The sequence below is a fragment of the Pseudoalteromonas ardens genome (assembly GCF_030125445.1).
Lineage (GTDB): Bacteria > Pseudomonadota > Gammaproteobacteria > Enterobacterales > Alteromonadaceae > Pseudoalteromonas > Pseudoalteromonas ardens.
This window is the reverse complement of record NZ_JASJUV010000002.1, coordinates 430,331-454,258: the sequence shown is the minus strand read 5'-3', so window position 1 is coordinate 454,258 and position 23,928 is coordinate 430,331. Positions and strand designations below refer to the sequence as shown.

23 protein-coding genes are annotated in these 23,928 nt (G+C 47.9%); 15 read left to right on the top strand and 8 right to left on the bottom strand.

What is annotated here, in order from left to right; translation table 11 throughout:
* Positions 1 to 73 precede the first annotated feature (73 nt).
* Together QNM19_RS06970 and QNM19_RS06965 are read left to right on the top strand one after the other, a co-directional pair.
* Entirely contained in the window at positions 74 to 919 is an 846-nt protein-coding gene (locus tag QNM19_RS06970; RefSeq protein ID WP_049865274.1) for a type 1 glutamine amidotransferase domain-containing protein, read from the top strand.
* A gap of 88 nt (positions 920 to 1,007) precedes the next feature.
* Positions 1,008 to 1,886, top strand: coding sequence for an SDR family oxidoreductase (locus tag QNM19_RS06965; protein WP_284026521.1), 879 nt, complete (start codon positions 1,008 to 1,010; stop codon positions 1,884 to 1,886).
* 138 nt (positions 1,887 to 2,024) lie between these two features.
* Here QNM19_RS06965 and QNM19_RS06960 read toward each other — a convergent pair whose 3' ends face one another.
* Positions 2,025 to 3,284, bottom strand: coding sequence for a phosphatidylserine decarboxylase (locus QNM19_RS06960; protein ID WP_049866125.1), 1,260 nt, complete (start codon positions 3,282 to 3,284; stop codon positions 2,025 to 2,027).
* 272 nt (positions 3,285 to 3,556) lie between these two features.
* On the opposite strand from QNM19_RS06960, the gene QNM19_RS06955 reads away from it, so the two are divergent.
* Both QNM19_RS06955 and QNM19_RS06950 read left to right on the top strand, forming a co-directional pair.
* On the top strand, positions 3,557 to 3,736 hold the full coding sequence (locus QNM19_RS06955) for a DUF6435 family protein (RefSeq protein WP_049866126.1): 180 nt from the start codon (positions 3,557 to 3,559) through the stop codon (positions 3,734 to 3,736).
* Between the two features lie 84 nt (positions 3,737 to 3,820).
* Positions 3,821 to 4,258, top strand: a complete 438-nt coding sequence (locus QNM19_RS06950) for an energy transducer TonB (RefSeq protein WP_049866127.1) — start codon at positions 3,821 to 3,823, stop codon at positions 4,256 to 4,258.
* A gap of 37 nt (positions 4,259 to 4,295) precedes the next feature.
* On the opposite strand, the gene QNM19_RS06945 is transcribed toward QNM19_RS06950, so the two are convergent.
* Positions 4,296 to 5,645, bottom strand: a complete 1,350-nt coding sequence (locus tag QNM19_RS06945; RefSeq protein ID WP_049866128.1) for a dicarboxylate/amino acid:cation symporter — start codon at positions 5,643 to 5,645, stop codon at positions 4,296 to 4,298.
* Positions 5,646 to 5,945: 300 nt separating this feature from the next.
* Here QNM19_RS06945 and QNM19_RS06940 point away from each other — a divergent pair, with 300 nt between their 5' ends.
* The 9 genes from QNM19_RS06940 (at position 5,946) to QNM19_RS06900 (ending at position 13,776) form a co-directional block, all read left to right on the top strand.
* The gene (locus tag QNM19_RS06940; protein ID WP_049866129.1) at positions 5,946 to 6,698 is read left to right on the top strand and encodes an ABC transporter permease; all 753 of its coding nucleotides are present in this window, start codon (positions 5,946 to 5,948) and stop codon (positions 6,696 to 6,698) included.
* Complete coding sequence (locus QNM19_RS06935; protein ID WP_049866130.1) at positions 6,698 to 7,396, top strand: ATP-binding cassette domain-containing protein; 699 nt, start codon at positions 6,698 to 6,700, stop codon at positions 7,394 to 7,396. The genes QNM19_RS06940 and QNM19_RS06935 overlap by 1 nt, the downstream gene beginning before the upstream one ends.
* A complete protein-coding gene (locus QNM19_RS06930; RefSeq protein WP_284026520.1) occupies positions 7,368 to 8,405 on the top strand; it encodes an MlaD family protein in 1,038 nt (345 codons plus the stop codon). Before QNM19_RS06935 ends, QNM19_RS06930 begins: the two co-directional genes overlap by 29 nt.
* Positions 8,398 to 9,204: a hypothetical protein gene (locus QNM19_RS06925; protein ID WP_049866133.1), complete on the top strand. Its 807-nt coding sequence runs from the start codon at positions 8,398 to 8,400 to the stop codon at positions 9,202 to 9,204. Before QNM19_RS06930 ends, QNM19_RS06925 begins: the two co-directional genes overlap by 8 nt.
* A 155-nt stretch (positions 9,205 to 9,359) precedes the next feature.
* Positions 9,360 to 9,995, top strand: coding sequence for a glycoside hydrolase family 19 protein (locus tag QNM19_RS06920; protein ID WP_049866134.1), 636 nt, complete (start codon positions 9,360 to 9,362; stop codon positions 9,993 to 9,995).
* Positions 9,996 to 9,997: 2 nt separating this feature from the next.
* Positions 9,998 to 10,816, top strand: coding sequence for a lamin tail domain-containing protein (locus QNM19_RS06915; protein WP_284026519.1), 819 nt, complete (start codon positions 9,998 to 10,000; stop codon positions 10,814 to 10,816).
* Positions 10,817 to 10,926: 110 nt separating this feature from the next.
* A complete protein-coding gene (locus QNM19_RS06910) occupies positions 10,927 to 11,832 on the top strand; it encodes a hypothetical protein (protein WP_284026518.1) in 906 nt (301 codons plus the stop codon).
* A gap of 184 nt (positions 11,833 to 12,016) precedes the next feature.
* Complete coding sequence (locus QNM19_RS06905) at positions 12,017 to 12,679, top strand: hypothetical protein (RefSeq protein ID WP_284026517.1); 663 nt, start codon at positions 12,017 to 12,019, stop codon at positions 12,677 to 12,679.
* A 104-nt stretch (positions 12,680 to 12,783) separates the two neighbouring features.
* On the top strand, positions 12,784 to 13,776 hold the full coding sequence (locus tag QNM19_RS06900) for a hypothetical protein (protein WP_284026516.1): 993 nt from the start codon (positions 12,784 to 12,786) through the stop codon (positions 13,774 to 13,776).
* 49 nt (positions 13,777 to 13,825) lie between these two features.
* Here the strand turns inward: QNM19_RS06900 and QNM19_RS06895 are convergent, their stop codons facing one another.
* From QNM19_RS06895 to QNM19_RS06880, 4 genes are all read right to left on the bottom strand, one after another.
* A complete protein-coding gene (locus QNM19_RS06895; RefSeq protein WP_284026515.1) occupies positions 13,826 to 15,124 on the bottom strand; it encodes a dicarboxylate/amino acid:cation symporter in 1,299 nt (432 codons plus the stop codon).
* 10 nt (positions 15,125 to 15,134) lie between these two features.
* Positions 15,135 to 15,992, bottom strand: a complete 858-nt coding sequence (locus QNM19_RS06890; RefSeq protein ID WP_049864805.1) for a substrate-binding periplasmic protein — start codon at positions 15,990 to 15,992, stop codon at positions 15,135 to 15,137.
* A gap of 10 nt (positions 15,993 to 16,002) precedes the next feature.
* Positions 16,003 to 17,133, bottom strand: a complete 1,131-nt coding sequence (locus QNM19_RS06885; protein ID WP_049864804.1) for a DcaP family trimeric outer membrane transporter — start codon at positions 17,131 to 17,133, stop codon at positions 16,003 to 16,005.
* A gap of 239 nt (positions 17,134 to 17,372) precedes the next feature.
* Positions 17,373 to 18,881, bottom strand: a complete 1,509-nt coding sequence (locus QNM19_RS06880) for a helix-turn-helix domain-containing protein (RefSeq protein WP_049864803.1) — start codon at positions 18,879 to 18,881, stop codon at positions 17,373 to 17,375.
* Positions 18,882 to 19,237: 356 nt separating this feature from the next.
* Here QNM19_RS06880 and QNM19_RS06875 point away from each other — a divergent pair, with 356 nt between their 5' ends.
* The gene (locus tag QNM19_RS06875; RefSeq protein ID WP_049864802.1) at positions 19,238 to 19,639 is read left to right on the top strand and encodes an ACT domain-containing protein; all 402 of its coding nucleotides are present in this window, start codon (positions 19,238 to 19,240) and stop codon (positions 19,637 to 19,639) included.
* A 14-nt stretch (positions 19,640 to 19,653) separates the two neighbouring features.
* Here QNM19_RS06875 and QNM19_RS06870 read toward each other — a convergent pair whose 3' ends face one another.
* A complete protein-coding gene (locus QNM19_RS06870) occupies positions 19,654 to 20,412 on the bottom strand; it encodes a glycoside hydrolase family 18 protein (RefSeq protein ID WP_049864801.1) in 759 nt (252 codons plus the stop codon).
* A gap of 209 nt (positions 20,413 to 20,621) precedes the next feature.
* Here QNM19_RS06870 and QNM19_RS06865 point away from each other — a divergent pair, with 209 nt between their 5' ends.
* Entirely contained in the window at positions 20,622 to 21,152 is a 531-nt protein-coding gene (locus QNM19_RS06865; RefSeq protein ID WP_049864800.1) for a hypothetical protein, read from the top strand.
* A 6-nt stretch (positions 21,153 to 21,158) separates the two neighbouring features.
* Here QNM19_RS06865 and QNM19_RS06860 read toward each other — a convergent pair whose 3' ends face one another.
* The gene (locus QNM19_RS06860) at positions 21,159 to 23,753 is read right to left on the bottom strand and encodes a serine/threonine-protein kinase (RefSeq protein WP_049864799.1); all 2,595 of its coding nucleotides are present in this window, start codon (positions 23,751 to 23,753) and stop codon (positions 21,159 to 21,161) included.
* Positions 23,754 to 23,928: the final 175 nt, after the last annotated feature.

Here is a 23,928-nt window from a genome sequence, read left to right as displayed (position 1 = left end):
TCATTAATGAAGTGGGGCGGCTTATTCTAGACCCAAGTTAAGAACACAGGTCATCAAACTTCAGGAGATGAACATGAAATTAAAAACACTCGCAGCACTAACAGCATTGATCGCAAGCCCACTGACTCTGGCCGATGAGATCCTCGTGGTTATGTCGGATACCGCGCAAATGACACTTAAAAACGGTTACGACTACAAAACAGGCGTTTATCTGAACGAGCTGATGGAGCCGGTTAAGTTATTCCTGGACGCAGGTCACACGCTGACCTTTGCCTCACCAAAAGGTATGGCGCCCAGACTTGACCCGGTATCTGATACACCAGACCACTTCCTGGACGTCAGTAAAGCGAACTATGACGCGCACAAAGCATTATTTAATGAGCTCAAAATTGATGACAAGACCGACAGTCCGGTTGTCAGTTTTGCCCGCATAGAGCAAATCGGTATCGACAAGTTTGACGCGGTATTTGTGCCGGGCGGTCATGCACCTTTGGGTGATTTGGTAGCAAACCCGCAACTGGGCGAATTTTTACGTCACTTCAATGCCCAGAAAAAACCAACCGGCTTAGTCTGCCATGGTCCGGTAGCTTTGCTTTCGGCACTGCCAAATGCTGCACAGTTTGAGGTAGCCATGAAGTCGGGCAAGAATGCCAAACCCGCAGACGGCTGGGTGTATGAGGGGTATCGCATGACCACATTCAGTAACTCTGAAGAAGCCGTTGCAACACAATATTATCTTGGTGGTGACGAACTGCACTACTGGCCACAGGATGCACTGACCAAAGCCGGTGGTGATTATTCTCGCGGTGAAAAAGACTGGCACCCGCATGTTGTGGTTGACCGTGAATTGATCACCGGTCAGAACAACAAATCGTCTATCGGTGTGGCATTAGCACTACTTAAGCAACTTGATCAATAACCGCGCTGCGGCAAAGAAAGATAAGCGCACTGCAAGTGTTCTTGTGGTGCCCTGACAAACAAGATTTTAGAAAATTCTGGAGAATAGTATGACTCAATCAGTTTTAGTGACCGGCTCAAACAGCGGATTTGGCTACCTAATTGCAAACACACTGGCGGATAATGGTTTTACCGTAGTGGGCACCATGCGCGACCCGCAAGGGCGTAATGCCTCGGTTGCCAATGAGCTCAGGACGAAAGGGATCCATGTTATCGATATTGACGTGACTAACGATGAAAGTGTGGAGCTTGGGGTAAAAGCAGCAATTGAGCAGGCTGGGCACATTGATGTTCTGATCAACAATGCGGGCGTGGGTACCCTTGGCTGGCAGGAAAGCTTTGATATCGAAGATTTCAAACGTGTGTTTGATATCAATGTGTTTGGCGTGCAGCGTATGACACGTGCTTTGTTGCCGCATATGAAACAACGTGGGCAGGGGGCTTTAGTACAGATTTCCAGTATTCTAGGCCAGTTCGTATTGCCGTTCCTGGGCTCTTATAACGCAACGAAGCATGCGGTTGAAGGCCTGGCAGAAAACTATCGCGTAGAGCTATCTCAGTTCGGTATTCAGTCTTTAATCGTGCAGCCGGGCGGATTTGGGACAGATTTTGGTGCAAATCTGCTGAGATCAAGCGATAAAGCAGTTACCGAAAGCTACGGTGAGCATGCTGATGCGCCTGAACAGATGTGGGCAGGCACCGAGCAAGGTCACGATGCAGACAATGCACCCAGCCCGCAAATGGTCGCTGACGCGGTACTGGCGCTGCTACAAACAGAGGTATCTGAGCGCCCGTTCAGAACCACAGTGGATGGCTCGGGCTTAAACCCGGTTATTGAAGCGGTCAACGAAGCGCGAGAAAAGGCCATGCAACATATCTACGCCGCCTATGGCATGGACGCGATGTTCACTGTAAAACAAAGCTCATAATTTTACTGTGGAACGAGGTGCGCAGGTCTTTTCCCTACATGGAGTTGGGGAATGACCAGACACTATGCCCTATAGTTTATGCGCCTGGATGCTTTTAAGCATTAGGCGCATAACGACCAAATATCAACCTGTTCACAGTTACCATTCAAGTGGAGGAACAACTCGGCCAAGGCACCCTCTGACTTGCATTTGTGTTGGGTTATTTGGCCCACTTACTGGTTGCTCACCGACTTTAAATTGATATTCTCTGCCGGGTTCAAACGCCAGGACAATCGAAGAGCCTCCGTAGCCAAAGTGACCCATATATTGACCTCGCTCCACCTCAGCGCCATTTTCTATGGCATTCACTATGCTCCCGACGCCCCAAAAGCCAATGGCAATCATAGCCACCAGCCCAAGATCGGGCGTTTTTATCACCCAAACATAGCGCTGATGCTTACCCAGTTTTTGATACCAGCCGGCCTTATCGCTATTTTTAGGCGGTAACGGGTCATAGGGATGACGCGGATTAAAGTTATCAAAGTCATAGTTATATGCGCCTTCATACAAACCCTGGTCAATCACAGTGCCAGAAACGGGGGCATGAAAATGGTGATAATCGGTAAACCAAAGCAAGATATCCAGCAAAGGGCCACCGATGAAACAGCGCCCGTATCCCGGAATAGCGTCTATCAGATTAAAGCGATCACCGGATTTTCCTGGCAGCACATAGTGGTTATTAGCATGACTTTCGTTAACGTCATAGCCGCCCTTATCGAGGAAAAAGACGCCGCCATCGCAGGGGGAGACAATAACGCCTTGCTCGCCGGCTCTGGGGCAAAGAGGACGTTGTCCCGGCTTAAGGTTACGCAGGAAAAACTGATTGAAAGAGCCAAAGCCACCCTGAGGGTTATGAGGGTCCGGGCGTTCATAATGATTAATATTAAAAGGATGCTGCTCTGTCCCAGCGTAGTTCATCCATGCACTTAATGTGCCGGTAGACGATGTGCTGTTTATCCAGTCGCCATGGAAGTTCAGAAATTGTCTGAACCAGCCTCTAAAGTAGCCGTCGTTAGCCAGTTTCAGGCCGGATTCTGTATTCACTAGATAGTCCCAGTACTCGATGTATTGGCCGGGGTTGTCTGGTGTGGGTGTGTAAGTTAACCACTGAGCAAAAAAGCTTTGCAGGGTATAACCAGGCTCACGATACAAATACGGTTGCCAGAAAGCTGCGATATCCTTACGCCGGGCTATGTGGGTTTCTGAGCACACTTCGGCGAGTGCTTCGAGGTACCAAAGCAGGTTGAGCTGATTTTCAAGAAAAACGCCATCCAGACCCGCAATATGAAGTTCTGCCAGAGAACTGATGTCATCCCAGTTAATGGGCTTGGGTAGGGGGAGCGTCGAAATGTCAGTCATGGTATCTGTCCTGTGGGTTCAAAGCATCTGCGCTTGGTTGTCAGTCGAGTGTGTGAGAAAGAGCACAGTGATTTATATAGGTGAGGGATACAGAGTGGGCAATTACAGCGGATTACACTGGGTCAATAATGCAAAGCGGGCGATATCCGCGCAATTTTGCGGCTATAAGTGAGTGATAAAATTTGCGGTGAACTCCATTCGAAGACTGGCTGATCTAAAGTGACCAGTCATACGTTTAACAAATCAAAATTTGTTATCAGGAATGTTCGTTCATGTTTCAATTCTTAAAACGCGATCCAGTCAAAAAGTTACGTAAGGCATATGATGCAAAGCTGGAGCAAGCGATGCACGCTCAGCGTAATGGGGATATTCGCGGCTATGCGATGCTCACATCGGAAGCTGAGTCACTGTGGCAACAAATTGAGCTGTTAGAAAAAAATAACGTCAACTGATCACCGCAACTCTGCCTGATGGCGGTGTGGGTCTGAATATGGTACAAATGCCGCAGTAAGTAATAATGTAAAAAGGAATCTACTATGCGGTATATCTTACTGGCTGGCTTGTCAGTTGTTAGTGTATTTAATGCTCAGGCCAAAATCTTGTACGGTGATATCAGGTTGACAGAAGTTACGCCAACTAATGCTCAAGTATACTGGAAACCTGATGCCGAGCATAAGTCTCGCTATCCCGTCCCTCTGGCACGCAAGGGCATAGCTGGTTGCGCAATTTTTAAGGTCAATTTGGATGCACAAGGAAACACCGAGTCGGTTGTTTTATTGCACGGTATTCCGGCTACGTCTTTATCCAGACCGGGCAAGAAAATACTAAAAAAGTGGCCATGGTCAATGACGTCGGATACTGCGCCCCAGGCTGAAGAAAAAATTGTACGGCTTGATTTTTGTCTGGGTGGGCAATCCGTTGAAGAGGCACAGGCCAGATGTAAAGTACAGGCTTCGCTCAATTGCGAAGCCTGATAATACTGGGCTTAATATTTAGATGGTGTACATGATACTAGTTTGTGATCACGTCATCCATCCTTGTACTTGTTTGTTCCCGCTCAGTCAGAGCCAGTTCGTCTTTTAACCAGTGGTTCATTACGACACAGGCTGTCAGGTCGCCACTCACATTAATGACGGTGCGACACATATCTAAAATTCGGTCAACCCCGAGTATCAGTGCTATGCCCGCAGCAGGGATACCAAAGCTGGCCAACACAGACGCCAGAATCACAATACCGACTCCAGGGGTACTGGGCGAGCCGATTGATGCACCGACTGTGGTGAGGATCAGCAGCACGACCTGGTTCACAGACAAGTCAACGCCAAATACCTGAGTAAGGAAAATCGCAGCCACGACCTGATACAGCGCGGTACCGTCCATGTTTATGGTTGCACCCAGCGGTACGATAAATTGCACAATCGGTTTTTTTACCCCAAGTTGCTCCTGGGCAGTACGCATAGAGAGTGGCATTACCGCCGCGGAGCTGGACGTTGAAAATGCCAGTAATTGTGCGCTGCGGATCGCCTGTAAAAAAGCCAGAGGGTGGATTTTAGCAACAAATGAGGCAACCAGGGTATAGATAATCAACAAGCCTGCGAGTCCCAGCAGAACCGTCGCAACATAGGCTGAAACCCCAATTAATGCATCCACACCAATACGTATGGTGATATCACACAATAGGCCAAATACTGCAAACGGTGCCAACAGCATGGCCCAGTTAACGATTTGCAGTGAAACAGACTGGATCCCATCCATAAAATCTATCATCAGGGTTTTGCGCCGATCTGCCAGGGTGGTCAGCGCCATGCCAATAAAGCTGGCATAAATGACGATGGCAAACATGTCTTTATCAAGCGTGGATTGCGTTGGATTAGCGGGAATGATGGCTGCGACTTTATCCGGTATAGAGGTTTGTGTTGCTTGCGTTGCGACAACCTGAACAGATTGATCCACAATGGCACTGAACAAACCACTGTCCACATAATTACCCGGCTCTATAAGATAGACCACCGCCAGGCCAAGCATAACTGCAATGAAGGTGGTTGTGACAAAGTAAGGTAATATACGCATCCCGACTTTCTTTAAAAAGTCAGTGTCTTTGTTACCTGCAATGCCCAAAATAATGGAAGATAAAACCAGTGGTATCACCACCATTTGGATCAGCGCAAGGAATACCCGTCCGGGCAGGGCAACCCATTGTGCGATGTCCATAGCAGCAGAGTGGCTGACCAGGGCGGCGCCTTGTGGAGAAAGCAATAAGCCAACTGAAATGCCGAGCGCCAGTGCGATTAGAATTTGCAGCCAGAGGCGTTTCTTCTGTAATAAGCCTGCAGGCGCGTTTGTCGTTTGACTGTCTGTCATCATGATTTCCCTGTTAAGCAGCACGCGATTTGGAGTAATTAGCCTAGCATTGTGATTTGAATTAACATTGACCGGTATCAAATGTGCGCAGTTCTTCTTACTTCTAGCCGGGGTTACGCTTTCTTTGCATCATACTGAGATAAGTTTTCCTTCTGAATCTAACAAACAAAATCAGGCTTCTTGAAGTAATCACTTTTTGTTCACGGTATTACACCAAATTACTGCTACGCTTAAAGTTAACTGAATCAATTAGGGCCAGAGCATGCTGTGTCTGTTGTACCAATACAATAGGGAGCAGTAATGATTAAGTATGGATTTTTACCTTTTTCAGCCTATGTGATATCTGACTTTTTAGTCTTTCATCGTCACCGTTCAATTAGTCTGGAAATTTTATTACGTCAGATCCGTTTTACTGGTGTCGAGGCACTCGGTCTGGTGATGCTGATTGCCTTGTTGATAGGTGCTTTGATCATTGTACAGGGCTATCCTTTGTTGTCTTCCATTGGCCAGGTTAAGTGGACCTATGCCATTTTGATTTCAACCATTGTCAGGGATCTCGGCCCGTTTATTGTTTGCTTTGTGGTACTGGCCCGATCGGGTACTGCAATTACCACAGAGCTGGGCAATATGGTGGTTCGTAAGGAGATAGATGCATTGATAGCCATGGGCGTATCACCCATCTCCTACCTTGTTGCGCCCAGGGTTTTGGGCATGGTTGCGTCGCTCATATTACTCATGAGTTACTTTGTTGCGTGCGGCATTTTTGGCGGTTACCTGGTTAGCAATGCATTTGCCTCGATCCCTCTGAGCACGTTTTTCGCTAAGCTCATGGCACAGTTGCACTGGCTCGATATGGTGGTCATGTTGGCTAAGGTCGCATTTTCCGGATTAATGATCAGTTTGATTGCCAGCTATCACGGCCTGACCGTGAAAAGTGCGATTACAGAGGTGCCGCAGCGCAATATTAAAGCAGTTGGTCGGGGCTTGATTGCCTTATGTGTGATCCATGTGATGTTCACTTTGTTGTATTTTGCTCTGATGGGTGACTGGTGATGAAAATAGCACTAAAAGACATAAGCCACAGCGTGGCAGATCAACCTATTCTTGCCAATATAAACGTAACGGTTGGGTCGGGAGAGTGTTTGTTGATCACCGGACGCTCAGGCAGTGGTAAATCGGTTTTGTTCAACATTATTTGTGATATCACCCGCCCTCAACAAGGCCATGTGCTGATCGATGGCGTACAGATAGCGACAATGACGGCGTTGCAGTATGCGCGTTTTCGCCGTGATCTGGGAGTGATCTTCCAGGTATCTGCACTGATATCCAACCTGACGCTCGAAGAAAACCTGCTATTGCCATTAAATCGCCATCACAGCCGGCTGAGTTCGGACGAAAAGCGCCAAAAAGTCTGGGAGATCTGCCAGCAGTTCGGTTTAACTCAATATCTGGATAAACGCACTGACCGTTTGTCTTCCGGATTGGCGTCACTTGCCGGGCTGGCCCGCGCGTTGATCATGGAGCCAAAAGCGTTAATTTGGGATGCGCCAATGGCACAGGTTGACCGCGCCTGGTGTCAGCATGAGCTAGAGCTACTTAAGCACCTTAAAGAAAAAGGAACGACACTGGTGCTTTGCTCAAATCGTCAGGAGTTGATCACCCGCCTGGCAGACCACCAAGTGCATTTGGGATTTGTGGATGAATTAACCCTGGGGAGTGAGCATGCAGCACAAGCCCAAAAATGCCAATAGAATAGTCATCGCTTTCAGCCTCACCGGGGTGCTACTTCTGGCTGCATTTTGCATCATGATCCTGGTGAATAATCACACCTTTGCTGACAAAGTTTATTATAAGACGGTACTGGATAACGCGCGCGGCTTGAGTGCGTTGCCTGCCGTATATTTCAAAGGGATGGAAATAGGTCGGATTGACAGTTATCAGCTCAATTTGCAGAGCAATGAGATTGACGTTGAGTTTTGGGTGTTTCAAGAATACAGCACCAAAGTCGTAAAATATGCGCTGCTAACGGGCGAGCAACATCCTATTTTTGATGAAGTGACGACGTTAGATTTGCTGTTGCCTGAAGCAGACAAAGTAGGTCCTTTTGTGGCCTTGCCAGCAGGAGCACTGGTACCACACATCAATAGTGCGCTTGGTCAGCAATACCTCGCTGCTGGCTATGTATCGCGCTCAAAAGACGATGTGGAATCGATCCTGACCAGTATTCAGGATCTTTTGCAGAATTTGCAAAAGGAAGACAACCCCGAAGCAGGCTCCTTGTTCAGAGCACTCGACAGAGTGGCAAAGATCAGTGATCACATCATGATAGTCAGTGAAGAATTGCGCGAAAGCGAATTGTTACCTGAAGCTGAGAAAACCCTTAAGCAGAGTCAGGTCTGGCTGGCTCAGATGCCGCAATTACTCAGTCAGCTTAATCAGACCCTGGTGAAAACAGATGGTATGCTGACCCAGGCACAATCGACTTTAACAACCTATGGTCAGCCCACCGAACTGGTGAAAGAAATCACCGATAGCCAGCTTCCGCTGGTCCTGCACAACCTTAATGCGAATCTCACTGTGATGCAGCAAATGCTCAAAGATGTACACGGTGAGCGAGAGCAGTTTGTCCTGACTGTACACAGTGTGCAGCAAGTTTTGACACAAATGGAAAAAACCCTGGAGGCGCTTAATAATCATCCCGTTTTCAGAGAGGGGATCAGTGCGCCCGTCGACAACGAAGGGATAGAAATGCATGATTAAGGCACCTTGTCTGATATTACTTTACGTCCTGAGTGGATTGACCGGTTGTTCCTCGGCGCCGGAGCGAAATTATCAGGTTAACACCTATCAGCGGCAGGCTTCAGCCTGGCTGGCTCAGGGGGATCGTAAACGTCAGCAGGGGGCTTATCAGCAGGCTTTACAGTATTACGATAATGCCTATCGATATGCCAGTAAAAGGCATGACGTGGCACAAATGGGACTGGCCCGGCTCAAGCAAGCGGCGGTGTACATTAAGCAAGGACAAGGTGAACTGGCTGAAGGCAAAATCGCTCAGGCTGCTGAGTTTGTCAGGTTCGAACATACTGAATTGGCACCAGCCATTGATTTTATGCGCAGCAAACTGGCGTTTTCTCGTGGCGAGCAGGCACAAGCACAGGCGCTTTTGAGCAAATTACAGGCTCAGTACAGCGAGCAACCTGAAAAGCAGGTTTACTATCGCTGGGTGGGTTGGCAGTATACACCGCAGCGGCTGGACTGGCTTCAGGCCGAGCAGGACATGCAGCTACTGGCACAAATGAAAGCCGACAGGACACTGAACAATATAGAGATTTTGTCTTTTGTGATTTATCACAATGTGTTGTGGCGAGTTACGTTCGAACACCATGATGTGCCTCAGGCGATTGAGACTGCGATCGCACACTTTGCTTCTTTGGAGTTGACCAACAGACTGGTTGATTGCTTTGAGATTGCGGTGCAGCATTATCTTGCCATCGGAGATACCGCCCGGGCTCAATATTATCAGACGCGTCTCGCTGAGTTGACCAGCTCCGGCCACTAGGCCCGTATCCTTGTCTTTCTCTTAGTTCAAATTCACAGCCATTCTTGCTGTTGCAAATCGTAGAATACCAGCGAACCGGCATGGGATTGTCCGAGTCTCTGCATCGGTGTTTAGGCAAACTGGTGGTCATCTAAACAGATCACAGGATAACCACCATGCAGCTTAAACAAAGCCTTATCAAGGACATTATGCCCCATGCCAGCGTTGATAACATTCGCTATTACCTGAGTGCGCTCAACTCAGTGTTGCCCGAGTACGAGATAACAACGCCATTACGGGTGGCGCACTTTTTAGCACAAATTGGTCACGAAAGTGGCAGCCTGAAATATAAGCAGGAAAACCTCAATTATTCAGCAGTGGCACTGCGCACCGTATTTGGCAAGTACTTTGATGATGAGACGATTGCTGCTGATTATGCGCGTAAACCAGAGCTGATAGCCAATCGGGTGTATGCCGATAGAATGGGCAATGGCGATGAAGCTTCCGGGGACGGCTGGCGCTATCGCGGTCGGGGATTGATACAGCTGACAGGTAAAAGTAACTATCAAAGATGCTCAGAAGCAATAGGGCAGGACTTGCTTAGCCATCCTGAATTGCTATGCAGTGAGCCGGAGGTTGCTGTTAGATCGGCTTGCTTTTACTGGCAAAGTCGCAAATTAAACAGGCTTGCTGATCAGGATGAACTGGTCGCCATCACGCGAAAAATCAACGGCGGGATTCATGGCCTGGAGGACAGGGCGGCATTTTTAAATCGTGCCAAACAGTTTATGTCGATAGATCAGGGAGTGTGACGATGGATGCAATCAGCAAAATGTCACTGATAGAACTGAGTCGTCACTTTGCTTATTTACAAAATAGCGAACTGTGCTGGCAAAGACTGGAGCATCTTGTTTTACAGCAATGCAAAGAAAACTTTGTTCAGGCGCGTAACACTGTTCAGGACGTGGATGCCATGTCGGTCTGGTGGCAAACATGTTTTGAACTGCTATCGGCACATCAGATCCAGATCTGTCATGTGAATTATCAGGAAGAATACATAGAGCTTTTCAATCGGGGCCCGGCAATAGTTGATTTACATGGCTGGAGATTATGCGCGGGTGATCAAGGACAGTCGCTGGTTTTTCCGCGCCGAACATTGCTGTACCCGCGGGAAACGCTCACCATAGCAACCAGTGAGTGTGACTCAACCCCAAGCTTTGCCAGCGCCAGACCTATCTGGAATAACCGGGGGGACAGCGCGACTTTGCTGGATGTAAGCTGGGCTGAGATCTGCTGCTGGAAATATGGTGTTGCTGCTCACTGTGAAGTTGCGATCAGTCAGGTCCATTATGACAGAGCACAGCACGATGAATATGTCGAAATTGCCAATCTGGGATCGGCCTGGGTAGATCTCAGTGGCTGGTCTATTAGCGGCGATAAATCTCAGCAGTTTGAGTTTCCCTCTGGCGCAGTATTACGTCCTCAGGGCATGGTGCGAGTTTATACAAGCCTGTGCAATCCACAAACTGGCGGGTTTAGTTTCAATAGTCCACAGGCTCTGTGGTCGCGTGAGGGAGGCGAAACATGTTTGCTTGACTATCAGGGTCAGCTGGTGAGCAAGTTTCGCTGGTGAATCAGGGAGAACAAATAATGGTAACGCAGGCTGTCAGCAAAGAGATCGGAGCCGGGACTACAGGGGTCCGGTTGAGGCCATGGACGCAACTCATTGAGGAGTGTCATGCCATGATGGCATTTGCATTTCGCAAGGGGTTGCAGGTACCCGAAAGTACAGTGATGATGCTCCATCAACTAGACCTGACGGACAAGGATGCGACTGGTGCTAGGGACCTTTCCCGGGTACACAATCGTCTGGCGGAGTTGGTATCACCAGCCAAACCAGAGACCATCTGGCTGATGGCGGAAGAAAGCCACAAGGGGTCCTGGTTATTATTTTTGGGTCGGGTGAAACTGATCCGAAAAATGATGCTGGTGGCGATCAGCTCACTGGTCGCGCTCATTGCGCTGAGTCTGTCGAGTTATATTAACAATGAGAACATGGTCGCCAGTATGTTCGATATGGAAGGTACTCGGCTGCTCTATGTACAGGCAATTTTGCTTGCGGCGGCGGCAATCGGGGCCTCATTTTCCGCGCTGTTTAAAGCAAATAGTTATGTGACTGCGGGCTGCTACGATCCCAAATATGAAAGTTCTTATTGGGTGCGTTTTGTGGTCGGTCTGATTGCCGGGATCATTCTTACACAACTTATTCCTATTGACCTAAAGGCAGTAGCTGATGCCACAGCTGCGCAACATCGCGGCACTGAGATCAGTCAGGCAGCGCTGAGAATAACGATGGCATTGGTCGGGGGATTTTCGGCTAATCTGGTGTACAAAATACTCGACCGAGTGGTTGAAACGATACAGTCTTTTATTGCTCCGCCAGCCACGCCTGCGCCTGATAACAGTACGCAATCACAGGCTTTACAAGTGCGTTTACAAGAACTGGAGCAGCTCACCTCGGTCAGCCTTGGGATCCTTGCTATCCAACAAAAGCTCACCAGCGACCCAGGTATTACGCCTGAGCAAATTCACCTGATGCTCAGTGAGCTGATCGATACAGTGACGTCAAGTCACCATGCACAGTCATAGTGTCATGGTCTGATTATGTTGGCTGGTGAGTTGCGATAGCCGTCAATCCTCATGTTAATCAGGCCATGTTTTTATAAACAAGTGCATAGATTTACAGCAAAAAATCGCAGAAACCCCCCGATAAATTAGCGTGATAAATTTTATTCTGATCCTAGTTGAATGTTCAAACTATGGAGCAGAAAAAATGAGTACATTGAGTTTTCGTTTATGTGAGGCGGTCGATGGGCGTCGATTTGCCTGTTTGTCAGATCAGCCTGAGGTCACAGACTTGTTCGATTTGGGCTATACGTTGGCCAGTCGAAATCGGCACAGCGTTATACCGACTTTGCCGCACCAAAGCTGGGCCAGTGAATACAGCGTGACCGGAGAGTCATTTGCCCCCTTACAGGCAGAAACAGGTCTGCCACCGGGAGTCAGGTATGGTTTTAATGCCTTATTGTCCGAACTCCTTGAAGGTGTGGATGTGTTGTTTTGTAGTTACGCGCTTGGGAATACCAGTGGCCTCCCTGTTTGTGATGACATGATGGACCGCTACCGCACGACTGATTTCGTCCTTTTCCCTCAGGCAGCCAACCACAGCAAGGTTTCTGACATACCGCCTTACCTGGTTTCTTACAGTCTGCCGCGCGACGACCAGACAGGTACCGAACAACATCGTATTTATTGTCAGCTAAGCAGCTTTGCGTTTGCGCAGGCCTTTCAGGCCATTATTGAGCAGCGAGTTAAAGCTGCGCAAATATCTTGTGACCCGACTCAGGCAACATCAACGCCAGATAAGTTGACTGCGCAGCGGGCCATCAATCGCTTCACGGAATGTCTGCGCGCCCACCACCAGGCTAATCAGTAGCACAGTTCTCTCAAAGGCTTACTAGCCCCTTTATGTGTTGAACCAGGAAAGCAAAATGGCCGCCTGGTTCAACGTTTTACGCAATTTATCTTTCTGGAGCCTCTATGAATTCCTTGTTCCATTTTTATGGTACCTATCTGGCCGGGCTGGCACTTAATATTGAACCCAAAAGCGCACGTCGATTGGCGAAGTATGCAGGGCAGGGGGTGTTGCAGCGGATGCCACAAGTGACCCTAAACTGGCATTGCGACTCAGCGTATATTACTCCTGTTCAAACGGGATGTGCAGATAACGATATCGATAGTTTTGGTCCTGCTTACTGTAAACTGGCTTTTTCTCACTTACCGGCTTTCGGTGAGTATGAGCAAGTAGTACGCGACTCAGCACTGTCATTTGGCGAAGCGGGCCTGTCAAGCCCAATGCCAGGGCGGTTAGCTGAAATGAAACCTCAGTTAAACAGGCTGCCCACATTTTTGCTGTGTCAGCCTGACAGCCGCTTTTCACGAAGAATGCTCAATGACGTGATTTTTAAGTCTCGGTATCACAATGAGGTGCGACGGATGTCCGAAGCCTTGTTTGGCTGCCGTCTTTACGTTTATCAGAGTACCTGGCCTTTGTCACACTGGCCATCACTTTGCCAGAGCTGGCTTGCTACCTGTTACGCGCTGGAATGCTGGCAACACAATAAACCCCTTAAACTGACTGGTAACGACTGGCAAATGCACAGAAATGCGCGTGTCCGGGCAATTTATCGCAGGCTGTGTGCTTTGTATTCGCAGATGATAAAAACGCCGAACTGTATAAGCCGCGAGCGCTTGTGGACGTCATTACTCGGTGAATACACAATGCCTGAGCTGGCTGACAAAGGCAGATCAGCATCTCGGGAAACGGCTTTTCTTGAGCAAGCGCGGCGATATGGCCAGATCACTAAATCGGGTCGCATTCGGGCATTGAGTCAATTTAAAGAGTCGTATTGGTACAAATTTAATCTTGCTGCTGCTTACCATTGCAACTGGCTATCCCGACAATTGTATCATCGCGGGTTTACGCAGTTTGATACCAGGCAATACCCTGGCTCTGCTTTTGTGTCCCCCTGATTTTGTCCGAACTATCATCGGGTCGCTAATTGACGACCCGAATGCGCTGCTAAGATTGATGTGCGAGTCGGTTTTCGTCTGCGTTGGGTTTCGGTAGCACTACCGAGATAATGGCGCATGAGCTGTGTACAATGGCCAGCACCCGAAAGGGGGCAACAATCGGATCTATCACCACGAATAACACCAAAACGGCATCCAGTGGAAGTCCAAGCGGACCTGATACCAAAGTCAGCATGGTAAGCATGGATACACCTGAGGAACCTGCTGTGGCAGTGCCTGCCAGAACTGAACCTATTATGATCACCACCACGGTAAGTAGATCGATATCGAGATTATAGATTTGCACTACAAATACGGTTGCCAGCGCAAAGTAGAGGGTCGGACCTATCCGGCAAAGGTTGAAAGTCAGTGGTACCAGTAAATCGACCTTTTGTTTTTGATAACCAAATTTATCGGTCAGTGCACTGAGCGCTGCCGGCAGGCTCGCCATTGAGTTTGCGGTACCCAGTGAAACCGTAATGGGTTCTTTGAGCGCACTAAGGGAATACCAGAAGGTTCCTGTGCGGTGCCACAGTACCAAACACATCAGTACAAACCAGCCGACAAAAGTCAGGATCACGACAGGAATAAATTTGATCATGGCCAGAATGGCGTCAGAGCCGATTTGCGACAGCGTTGAGGCAAGCAGGCCACACAAACCAAATGGAAACACATACATCAGCCACTGTACGAGTTTACTAAAAGCTGAGTAAACCGCCTCAAACGAGGTACAGATGTGTTCTGCCACAGTGTGTTTGATGGTGCCGATGGCAAATCCGAATAAAATGGCGAAAAACAGCACCTTAATGGTATAGCCATTGGCCAGTGCGGAAAAAATATTGGAGGGGACCAGGGTAAAAAAGAATGCCTGGAGGAGCGAACTTTCTTTGGGAGGCTGGTAAGCTTCATTCAGATCGACCGCCAGGTCGACTGCAGATAAGTCCTGGATCACGTTGCCTATTGCATCTAATGAAGCGGTATCCAGGTGGCTGCCTGGGTTGAACATCAGACCAAACAAAGTGCCGGTTGCACTGGCTGCAAAAATACCGCCCAGAAATACCCAGCTCAGGCGGCTGACAAAGCGCTGACTGTCTGGTTGATTGAGCAGGCGGCCAATACTCAAAGCAATTGCTGTGAGCAAGATTGGCAGCACACACATCGTGAGCATATCGAGATAGAACTGTCCGAGTGGCGATACGACTTTTATTAATTGGGGTTCATTCAGACCTATATGGATACCGGCGCCGGCGCCAATAAAGATGGCCCAATTGCTTTTCAGGTGGTGAAGATAAAATACAAACTTATTCATGATTACTCCGTTAATAGCGGTGGATCTGATTAATGACGTCGTTGTAGTCGAACAAGACTTTGTCGGCATTCAGTTCCAGTGATAGGTTATCGAGGTAGGATTCGAGCAGCGCTCTTAAAAAGTGCGCATTGGGTGCCAAAGCAATGCCTTTTGGGTCATAGTCTTTTTCCAGCACCACGGTGAGTAATGACATTGCATTGTTTTTATTGTCGACTATCACTTTTTTGACCTCAGCTTCATCGCGAAAAGCCGCGATCACTTGTTGATCTTTGAGGGCCTGAATGGCGTCCTGCCAGGTGGGGTAGGGCACGATCGTCATCTGGCTGAATCTTTGTCTGGCATAACCGACATAGGAAGAATTGCCAATCACCGCCAATTTGCCTTGCAGTGTCTGGATAGTTTCAATTTTGCTGCGATTGTTGAGTTGTTGCTGAAGCAAAATGCGATTCACCAGCAGGCCTTTACGCAGGCGTATATAGGGGCGGGTGAACAGCACTCGGCTGGCTCTCTCAAAGGTGATACTGAGTTTACAAATAGCCAGGTCAGCTTTGCCTTCGGCAACCATATCAATGGCCTGATTAAGGGTTTTGGCACTGCGATCAAAGTTCAGCGTAACCCCTAGCTTATCGGCAAACCCTCGGATCAGCTCTACGTCAACACCGGTTAGCTTGCCATGGGTGTCGTGGTAGTAAAATGGAGGCGTATCTTTGTGATACATTGCGACACGCAATGTGCCGCGGCTGAGTATTTTGGCCAGTGCGGGCGCCTGCGCCAGACCGGGGGCATCGCTTGGTGACTGAATTGCGAAGGTAGAGGGGATGAATAAACAACATAACAGACAGAGTAGAAACAAAGGGTTGGATTTCATAGTCGCGTCCTTAAAAGCGATATTTGGTTGATAGTTGAAGCCGGCGTAGCCAGTGTGTTTGCTGATTGGTTAACTCCCGACGGACTAGGGCGTACTCGAGCCCGATGTACAGGGCTGGCGTCAGCTGATGGATAGTGTTGAAGTGCAGTGAGGTGAATTTATAAGACAGAGGGCTGTCAGAGGTAATGGGTTTGGGATGCGAGATGTGCACTGTGCCCAGGCTTAGGTTACTTCGCCAGTGTTCATCAAAGCGATACTGATAGGCCAGATAGCCTCCACCGCTGTTGAGCAAATTGAGTCCTGTGGGTGTCAGATAAGCGGCGTAATTGTTGGCTTCCTGGGTATAACGCCCTAATCCCCTGCCGTACCCTAAATAACCTTTAAGTGTTGCATTCGAACCGAGCGTGAGCTTGGTTGACAGGCCTACACCAAACGCAGTTTTAGTTTCTGACGGGGTTGGTTGAGCTGCGTGTTCGAGTTTTAATTGACGGTAAACTGACTGCAAAGAAATATGCCCTGAACTGAGTGTCAGGCGTGCCCGGGCGCTCATATCGAACACGGGATCGGCACTGATGTAATCGGATTGGTCAGAGAATTCAGTTCTGGTGTAATCAGTTTGTGGATTTTCTGCGGCCACACTCAACTGCCAGTTGGCGTGTCGGTGAGTGAAGCGTATCTGACCCTGACGCAGCATGGCCTGGCCGGCTTCGTTGGCAAAGTCGAGTGTCTCGGGAAAACTCGCTACATCGACAAAATTCGACCAGTTTTGGCCAAACTGCCAGTGCCCGAAATCTATATAGGCGAGCCTGAGGCGAGGTGTGGACCCATTAGCAATTTTTTCACTGCCAGAACTGGGGTAAGAGCCCTCAGCAAAAAAATCCAGTTCCAGTACGCCTGTCAGGGTGGGGTGCTGATCACTTTGCCAGCTTGCTCGGACTCGTGATTCTCTTGCATGAACCCGGACGGTGTTGGTCGGTTCCCCGTGTCCTAAGGTGGCATAATCAGTGCGATCCCCACTATGTCCTGACAGCTGATAGAGCGCATCGACCTTGATATAGCCTGACAGATTAAGTTGGGAGGCAGCGTTCGCGGATGGACTGATAAGCACTGAACTCAGTGCAAACAGAAATGGCTTTTTCACGATTTTTTCCTTCTTTTATATAATTAACAGGAGCTTAGCCCTGGGGTAGGTAGAACGCTGAGGGGAAGTACTGAAGTAATCGGGCAAATCACCGCAATGTGTTTAGCGGCATATGACAATGCGCAGACAAGCCATGTTTCAGGTGGTCTCCCGGGTGCACAAACAAGTCAGCGAGGGCTTATTTTTGTGACGACCCGGGGAATAGGTATATGGCACATTGTGAGTCGGTTGCATTACTATCAGGGATGACAGTGCACTGCCTGCTGCAGGCGTTTTTTGTACTCGCGAGGAGATACCTGGGTAAAACGACGAAAGATCTTTTCAAAGTGACTGAGATCGCCAAACCCCACATCCATACAGAGATCGGTGATCCGCATGTTGGGGTTTTCCTCGAGCATAAGGCAGGCATGCCGTATTCTCAGTTCAGCGAGAATTTGTTTAAAGCTCCTGTCGAGTGTGCGCTTAAACAAGTAGGACAGGTGAGAAGGGCTGACATAGGCGTTTGCCGCCAGTGTGCCCAGCGAAAGATCGTGTTGCCAGTGTGCACTAATGTAGCTGAGCGCTTTTTGTAAACTAGGATGAAACTTGGAAAACGCACTTAACTGTTGATCGAGCAAGGCCTGAATACAGTGTGTTGTTATATTCGCATTGTTATACTGGCTATCAGATACCAGCTGCGGGCACAATTCATTGATATGACAGACATCTATCTCGGGACGTTGCGTGCAGGTCAGTAAGCGAAGTACCGTTTTTTCAAGTTCCTGTGTATTGTTGGGCCAATTATAATCGCAAAGCAGTTGGCGAGCGGCTTCGCTGAACCTTTGTTCCTGATACAGTCGATGTCGCTTTGTAAATAAATCCACCAGCGGCAATATGTCTTCGTGACGCTCGCGCAGGGGCGGCAGAGTGATTGAAAAGAAGTTTATTTTTTGCCACAGAGAAGCGGAAAACCGACCTTGTATGACCTGTTTTTCGATACTTTCGCTGCTGGCAGAAATTAATCTGATCTGATGCAGGTTTACTTCGGATTCATTACCAATATGAGAGCTGCGGGTGGTGAGCATATCACACAACACGCCTTGTTGGGTTTGACTGAGGCTTTCCAGGTTATTAAGAAATACACAGCCCCGTTTGAAGCGACTAGCAATATGGCGGAGCTTTTCAGAAAATTGGGTGTCATTCAGGCTCGCGCAATCGACTTCATAGAAGGAATGTGTACTGGATGGGCCGTTAAAATGCAGTTTGCAGGCTACGTCAAGCACTTCGCTACCCGGTTCCGCCTGGATAAACACGGGGCAATTGCTTTCTGCGATCCGTTCTATGGTTTTTTCCAGCGCCATGATGGGTTCACTATAGCCCGCCAGAGTAATGGCATGCCCAAGGTGATGGCGTGACAGAGACTGGACAGAATTACGCCTGACCAACACGGCGAGTTGACTGGTTATCAGCGACAATTGGTTTTTATTTGGTTGTGTATCCTGAGTCTTAATCAGGTTAAGGGCCCCAATCTTTTTTCGCTGATAGACAATTGGAAAGCTGTGTTGTTCGGCTTTTGTACATTGCGTGTTTTGATTGAAATAGATATGTGTTCTGGCCGGGTTATTGAAGTCGCTGACTTCCAGCTGTACCTGCTTTAGCAGATGTGGCGGCAGCCGGCTGTTCAGATATCGGCTGAGTGATTTGGTAAGGGGCGCATGTTGTTCGAAAGGCGACATATGGCGTGTCGCCGGGTGATTTAACTCGTTCATCGTTGACTCCAAAGCAATAACAACTTTGTCTGTCCAAACTCCTTTTTAAGCAATAAGTCTGCCTATTCAGTGACTTATTACCTGGCTGTATGGCTGCAAACAAGGTTTTTTAGGTGGTTGATGATTACAAGTTAAGGAATTTATTCAGGATTCAATCGGGGTAAACTACGAAGTATTAGTTACTTCTCATTACACATGGGTTAATTTTAATTGAATAAGATGGGTTTTATATGTTTAATTTAATGCTTTTGCACTCTGTTTTGCCTCAGTCTAGAAGCTTTATCGAATTTGGCGCTGTACTTTGAGTTTGCTAGAGTGTAGCTGTGTTTAAATAACCTGAAAAAGGAACAATAAGAATGGCAGGCATTATTGAATTGGCAGCATTGCTTAAAACCATGGAACCCGTTTTGCATGAAGCTGAATATGTATTTTGCACTGTATCGGGTCGCCTTGAGGAGTATGTACCACTGAATCCGATTGCAACCTTTCAGGAGTCCGAAGGCTTAACATTGATAGTGGAGAAAGCAGCTGCGCAGCAGTATGGCCTTGAATTTGAAGGGCCATTTAATCAGATAACTCTGACCGTCCACTCCAGTCTGGATGCCGTTGGTCTCACTGCCGCCGTTTCGCGATGCCTGACCGAGCAGGGGATCAGTGCCAATGTGGTTGCTGCATTTTATCACGATCATATTTTTGTACAGACCAGCCATGCACAGGCCGCTTTGAGCGCGCTGACTGCCCTGGCGGCGTCAAGCTGATTGTCTTATCAGCTCTAATCATTTATCAAATTTACAAAACGGCTATATCTGAAATAATCTCGCTCTTGTGTGTGATTGAGCGTGTTTCCACGGTATTTGATAACGCCGCTCATCCTGGCATGGCAGCTACCGCCACTCAGTGTGGCGGCTTCTTTGTCGCTCAGACAGACTGAGCGGCCTTTACTTTTTACCTGGGTTTGCATTTCTCCGATAGCATCGCTATTGGGTGCCAGTTCTCCAGCATAGCTATGGTTTAGTAGCGGCCCCGTACTGTTAGTCACTTGCGTTAATAAGTAAGTTTGTCCGCAAATTCGTGCTGCCTGGCCAAACTGATATTTTAAACCTAACAGCAGCGCGTCAAAATCATGGGAGGAAATGGTTATCAGGTTTTGATAACGCGTGCTTCCGCTGATTGCTTGTGTTTCCAGTTGAGCATAGTAAGAGGCAGCATCCAGATTGAGTCCATCCAAATCATAATATTGCAAAAAATCGACTACGCTCTGGCAAAACCCCTGGCGACCGTTAATGTCCTGGCTGAGATAGCGCCAGCCGTTATCATCAGGTGAAAGAGTGAGTAATAATCGGGTGTTAGGGTAATTTGCGCGGGTTGCATCCAGATGTGCCTGAAAGGCCTGTGCACCGCCGACGGCGACAAGCCTGGCCCCGTCAATGCCGGCAGGTCTTACTTGTACACCACTGATATACATTACTTTTTCGCAATCAGTATAGCATTTTTCGATCTCTGCAGGGCGTGAATTATGTTCAAATGTCATAACGATAACTTAACAGTTTACCTATCTGGGACAATACTATGAAGAGAATTGCTTACACAGACCATTACACCAGTATTACATTCTATTACATGCGCTGGTAAGAGAATTTTTGTTGTGATAAAAAGAATAATAATTGGCGGATTTCATTGGTGTTTTTTCTAAACACGAAGTAAGCTGAGCTGCGACATAACCGATAAGGAATGACGAAAATGCAAAATGAAGTTATGAGTGTAGAACTCAACAGTAAGAGTTTTTTGTTTCGACTTAGCCCGACGGGTACGAGTGAACAATGGGGTTTAAAATACTACGATCCGGACTGTGGAGAATATAAGTTAGTGTCGGAAGATGCTCAACTCAATGTTGAGTTTGATCTGGGTGATATACCTGGCATTTCAGATAATGCTCGCCGTGCGCTTATCTCAAAACAACAGGCTGTTTTTATTGTTGAGATGGAAGAGTGCACTGCCGGAGACTGGCGCTTTTGGCAAAATGGTATTTCTCTGTCCAGTGAGCAAGATGCACAGGATTATAATCTGACGGCAGAAGTACAAAGCTCAGGTAAAACCCTGGTGCTGACGATTGATAATGTGCTTCGCAATGCCGCTTTGCCGGGTGACATGTTCGAAACCATTGATTTTCGTTTCGTTGCTGTGAGGTTAAATAACTCAGCGGGGCAACTGAACGAAATATTCTACTCACAGGACCCGAGAGTGGGCGTGCGAAGAAATAAGCCAGGCTAAACAGAATCAAAGGCCCTCAGGTTGAGGGCTAGTTCTGCATAGCGGGCTTTCTTGTGTCAATAATGCGAGAAAGCCCGGATTACCACACAAAGGCCTGAACCAGGGTAAATTAAACCAAACTGTGCCGTAGCCCACTTCTAATGCCGCTTTGGCATGAACGATTGCAGACGTTTGCTCGTTGGCCAATGTATACACCAGGGCTGCGGTGAAAGCATACTCACTGTTGTCAGGAGAAAGCTTAATTGCACGATTTAAGGTGCTGATTGCTTGTTCAAACTGACCCAGCTGGGCGTACGCTTGCGCTTTGTCGAGCAATTCGTACATCGAGTGCTGATCGGCATTTAAATGGATAACACGTTGATAATGTTGCGTTGCTTCTTGCATATTCCCATTGAGTTTTTCAATGTCGGCAAGGTTCAGTAAAAACAAGGTATTATTTTCGACATCAGGCAGAGTTCTGGCGACTTCCAGCGCTGCCGGATATTGTTGAGCTAGCATCAGGGTTAACGCCAGCATATTCAGGTCCATGGGTTGCGGGTCTTTTTGCACTACGATCCGATATCGACTGATGGCTTTATCTAATTGTCCCTGAACCATAAAGATGTCTGCAAGCAGTTGGTTCGCCAGGTAGTCATCGGGTGTGATTTGAATAATTTTATTCAACATGAAGACCGCACGTTCAAACTGACTATTTAGATACAGATCATTGGCAAGGTTAAACATCACATCAGTGCTACTACGCAAAGCAAGTGCCTGCTCGAGGTGCTCAATAGACTGGTCGAGCGCGCCTTGTTTTTTCGCTTTGAGCGCTAAAATGATTTGCGCGTCGTAGTCACTGAGTGACTTGGCTTTGGCTTTTTCATAATGCACGTCAAATGCTTGCATATCATTTTTTTCCAGCGCCAGAAACATCATTTCTCTTTGAAAAAGGACACTTTGTTTATAGTTTATGGGCGCGTTATTAAGCCTCATGCTCAACCGAGTCAGTATCGCGTTGTCTTTACTTTGATGGTAAATATTCAATCCAACATCGACCAGCAAGGCATATGCGGCAGAAAGTGCAGGAGCGTCAGTTAAAAGTACCTCAAGTCTGTTGAGACTTTCGATGTTGTAGGCCCCATTGGTGTGAACATCTTCATATATGGCAAGATAATCCAGATATTCTTTTTGGTTTATCTTCCAGCGTTGCACTTTTTTTGGTGCAATTTCTCCAAATAGTTTGGCGGCATGCTGCTGAGCCGTGTAGAAGTTATTCAGGTGCGTGTTGGCTGGCATAGGCCAGGATACTTGCTGCTGAACAGTCCATTTGTTGCCGTATAATCTGCTGAATGTGACTTCGCAGCTGGCATCAGAGCAGTCTAATTCGCTGGTAATAATATCAGTGGCCCCCGTTGCGCGGGCCACTTCTTTAAGGCTGGGATAGGCCTCATGGTTATAAACCACCAGTTCCAACCCTTCATTTTGCAGAATGTATTGCCTGATAGCCTGGTTGATGGTTGCACTCACCACGCTTTTTTGTGGTGGCTTGAGCACTGCAATATAACGAGTGCTGTCCGTGCGCTCTGAGCCATTCAAGGTTAGGAAAAAGGTGATGAGCGTAAGCACCATGATGCAAAACGAAGCCAAAAATACGACGCGACGATTCGTGTACCATCTGATCTTAGGTGTCTTGTTTTGCTGTTCAGATTCAGCGTGTAGCGGCACAGTTTCTTGTTCTAATATCGCGTTTTGTGTGAGTGCTATCAGAATTTGTTCCAAACGCTTGGCCACTTGTCTGGCATCTGCCGGACGCTCCGTTGGGGTGGCCGAAAGTAGCTGGTTCAACAGGCAGCTGAGTGACTCTGGTAGAGCAGGTAAGATTTCTTTGGCATCATCATGTTCGCCATTTAAAACACGTCCACGTATCTTGGTTTTGCCAAATGGGTGTCGCCCACTGATAAGTTCATACGCCAGTACGCCAAAAGAAAACAAGTCTGACTGGGGAGTCAGGGGATCGCCGCGTAATTGTTCCGCAGAGGCAGCCAATATACTGCCATGGCTCTGATGCACTTTAGTGGTGTGCTCATCTTCATGTGCCTGATTGAGGCGCGCAATGCCAAAATCAGTGATTTTGACTAGCTGGTTTATATCGATCAGGATATTAGACGGCTTCAGGTCGCAGTGGATCACACCGCACTGATGGGCCGCTGCAACGCCATTGGCGATTTGTATCAGCAGTGAGAGCTTCTGCTCGAGGGTTAGTACGTGAGTTTTCTGGTGAAAAAGCAGGGTGTTGCCATCAACGTACTCCATGATCAGGAAGACTTGCGAGGGCGTCGTTATTATGTCGTAAAGCTGAACGATGTGAGTATGATTTAGTCTTGCGAGGATCTGTGCCTCAGCAATTGCAACAGAGATATCTTCATCTGTGCCTTGTATCTTAAGTCGCTTGATGGCAACCAGACGGTTGAGCCGGGTATCTTCTGCAAGCAATACTTCACCCATCCCTCCTTTCCCTAACACTTTTGTAACATGATAATGTTCGGGTAAATCAGTTTGCCGGGCACTGATAGTGTGATCCGCTGGCTGCGCTGTGTGTGAAGGTTGGTGCGATTTATCCATGTTATCTATTATCTTGTGCCTTACGGATGGCAACGCGTTAAACGTATTTATTATGTCGGGAAAGTGGCCTGGAAAAGCGCCATATGTACCGAATTGTCATAGTAACGTCTAAGCAAATCAAATGCCAGCTTATCCGCTAAGAGGCCAGAAGTAACTATTTTGAATATAACAATAT

Excerpts from the sequence above, each read along its gene's own strand:
- QNM19_RS06970 (WP_049865274.1), top strand. The coding sequence starts at position 74 with ATGAAATTAAAAACACTCGCAGCACTAACAGCATTGATCGCAAGCCCA.
- QNM19_RS06965 (WP_284026521.1), top strand. The coding sequence starts at position 1,008 with ATGACTCAATCAGTTTTAGTGACCGGCTCAAACAGCGGATTTGGCTAC.
- QNM19_RS06960 (WP_049866125.1), bottom strand. The coding sequence starts at position 3,284 with ATGACTGACATTTCGACGCTCCCCCTACCCAAGCCCATTAACTGGGAT.
- QNM19_RS06955 (WP_049866126.1), top strand. The coding sequence starts at position 3,557 with ATGTTTCAATTCTTAAAACGCGATCCAGTCAAAAAGTTACGTAAGGCA.
- QNM19_RS06950 (WP_049866127.1), top strand. The coding sequence starts at position 3,821 with ATGCGGTATATCTTACTGGCTGGCTTGTCAGTTGTTAGTGTATTTAAT.
- QNM19_RS06945 (WP_049866128.1), bottom strand. The coding sequence starts at position 5,645 with ATGACAGACAGTCAAACGACAAACGCGCCTGCAGGCTTATTACAGAAG.
- QNM19_RS06940 (WP_049866129.1), top strand. The coding sequence starts at position 5,946 with ATGATTAAGTATGGATTTTTACCTTTTTCAGCCTATGTGATATCTGAC.
- QNM19_RS06935 (WP_049866130.1), top strand. The coding sequence starts at position 6,698 with ATGAAAATAGCACTAAAAGACATAAGCCACAGCGTGGCAGATCAACCT.
- QNM19_RS06930 (WP_284026520.1), top strand. The coding sequence starts at position 7,368 with ATGCAGCACAAGCCCAAAAATGCCAATAGAATAGTCATCGCTTTCAGC.
- QNM19_RS06925 (WP_049866133.1), top strand. The coding sequence starts at position 8,398 with ATGATTAAGGCACCTTGTCTGATATTACTTTACGTCCTGAGTGGATTG.
- QNM19_RS06920 (WP_049866134.1), top strand. The coding sequence starts at position 9,360 with ATGCAGCTTAAACAAAGCCTTATCAAGGACATTATGCCCCATGCCAGC.
- QNM19_RS06915 (WP_284026519.1), top strand. The coding sequence starts at position 9,998 with ATGGATGCAATCAGCAAAATGTCACTGATAGAACTGAGTCGTCACTTT.
- QNM19_RS06910 (WP_284026518.1), top strand. The coding sequence starts at position 10,927 with ATGATGGCATTTGCATTTCGCAAGGGGTTGCAGGTACCCGAAAGTACA.
- QNM19_RS06905 (WP_284026517.1), top strand. The coding sequence starts at position 12,017 with ATGAGTACATTGAGTTTTCGTTTATGTGAGGCGGTCGATGGGCGTCGA.
- QNM19_RS06900 (WP_284026516.1), top strand. The coding sequence starts at position 12,784 with ATGAATTCCTTGTTCCATTTTTATGGTACCTATCTGGCCGGGCTGGCA.
- QNM19_RS06895 (WP_284026515.1), bottom strand. The coding sequence starts at position 15,124 with ATGAATAAGTTTGTATTTTATCTTCACCACCTGAAAAGCAATTGGGCC.
- QNM19_RS06890 (WP_049864805.1), bottom strand. The coding sequence starts at position 15,992 with ATGAAATCCAACCCTTTGTTTCTACTCTGTCTGTTATGTTGTTTATTC.
- QNM19_RS06880 (WP_049864803.1), bottom strand. The coding sequence starts at position 18,881 with ATGAACGAGTTAAATCACCCGGCGACACGCCATATGTCGCCTTTCGAA.
- QNM19_RS06875 (WP_049864802.1), top strand. The coding sequence starts at position 19,238 with ATGGCAGGCATTATTGAATTGGCAGCATTGCTTAAAACCATGGAACCC.
- QNM19_RS06870 (WP_049864801.1), bottom strand. The coding sequence starts at position 20,412 with ATGACATTTGAACATAATTCACGCCCTGCAGAGATCGAAAAATGCTAT.
- QNM19_RS06865 (WP_049864800.1), top strand. The coding sequence starts at position 20,622 with ATGCAAAATGAAGTTATGAGTGTAGAACTCAACAGTAAGAGTTTTTTG.
- QNM19_RS06860 (WP_049864799.1), bottom strand. The coding sequence starts at position 23,753 with ATGGATAAATCGCACCAACCTTCACACACAGCGCAGCCAGCGGATCAC.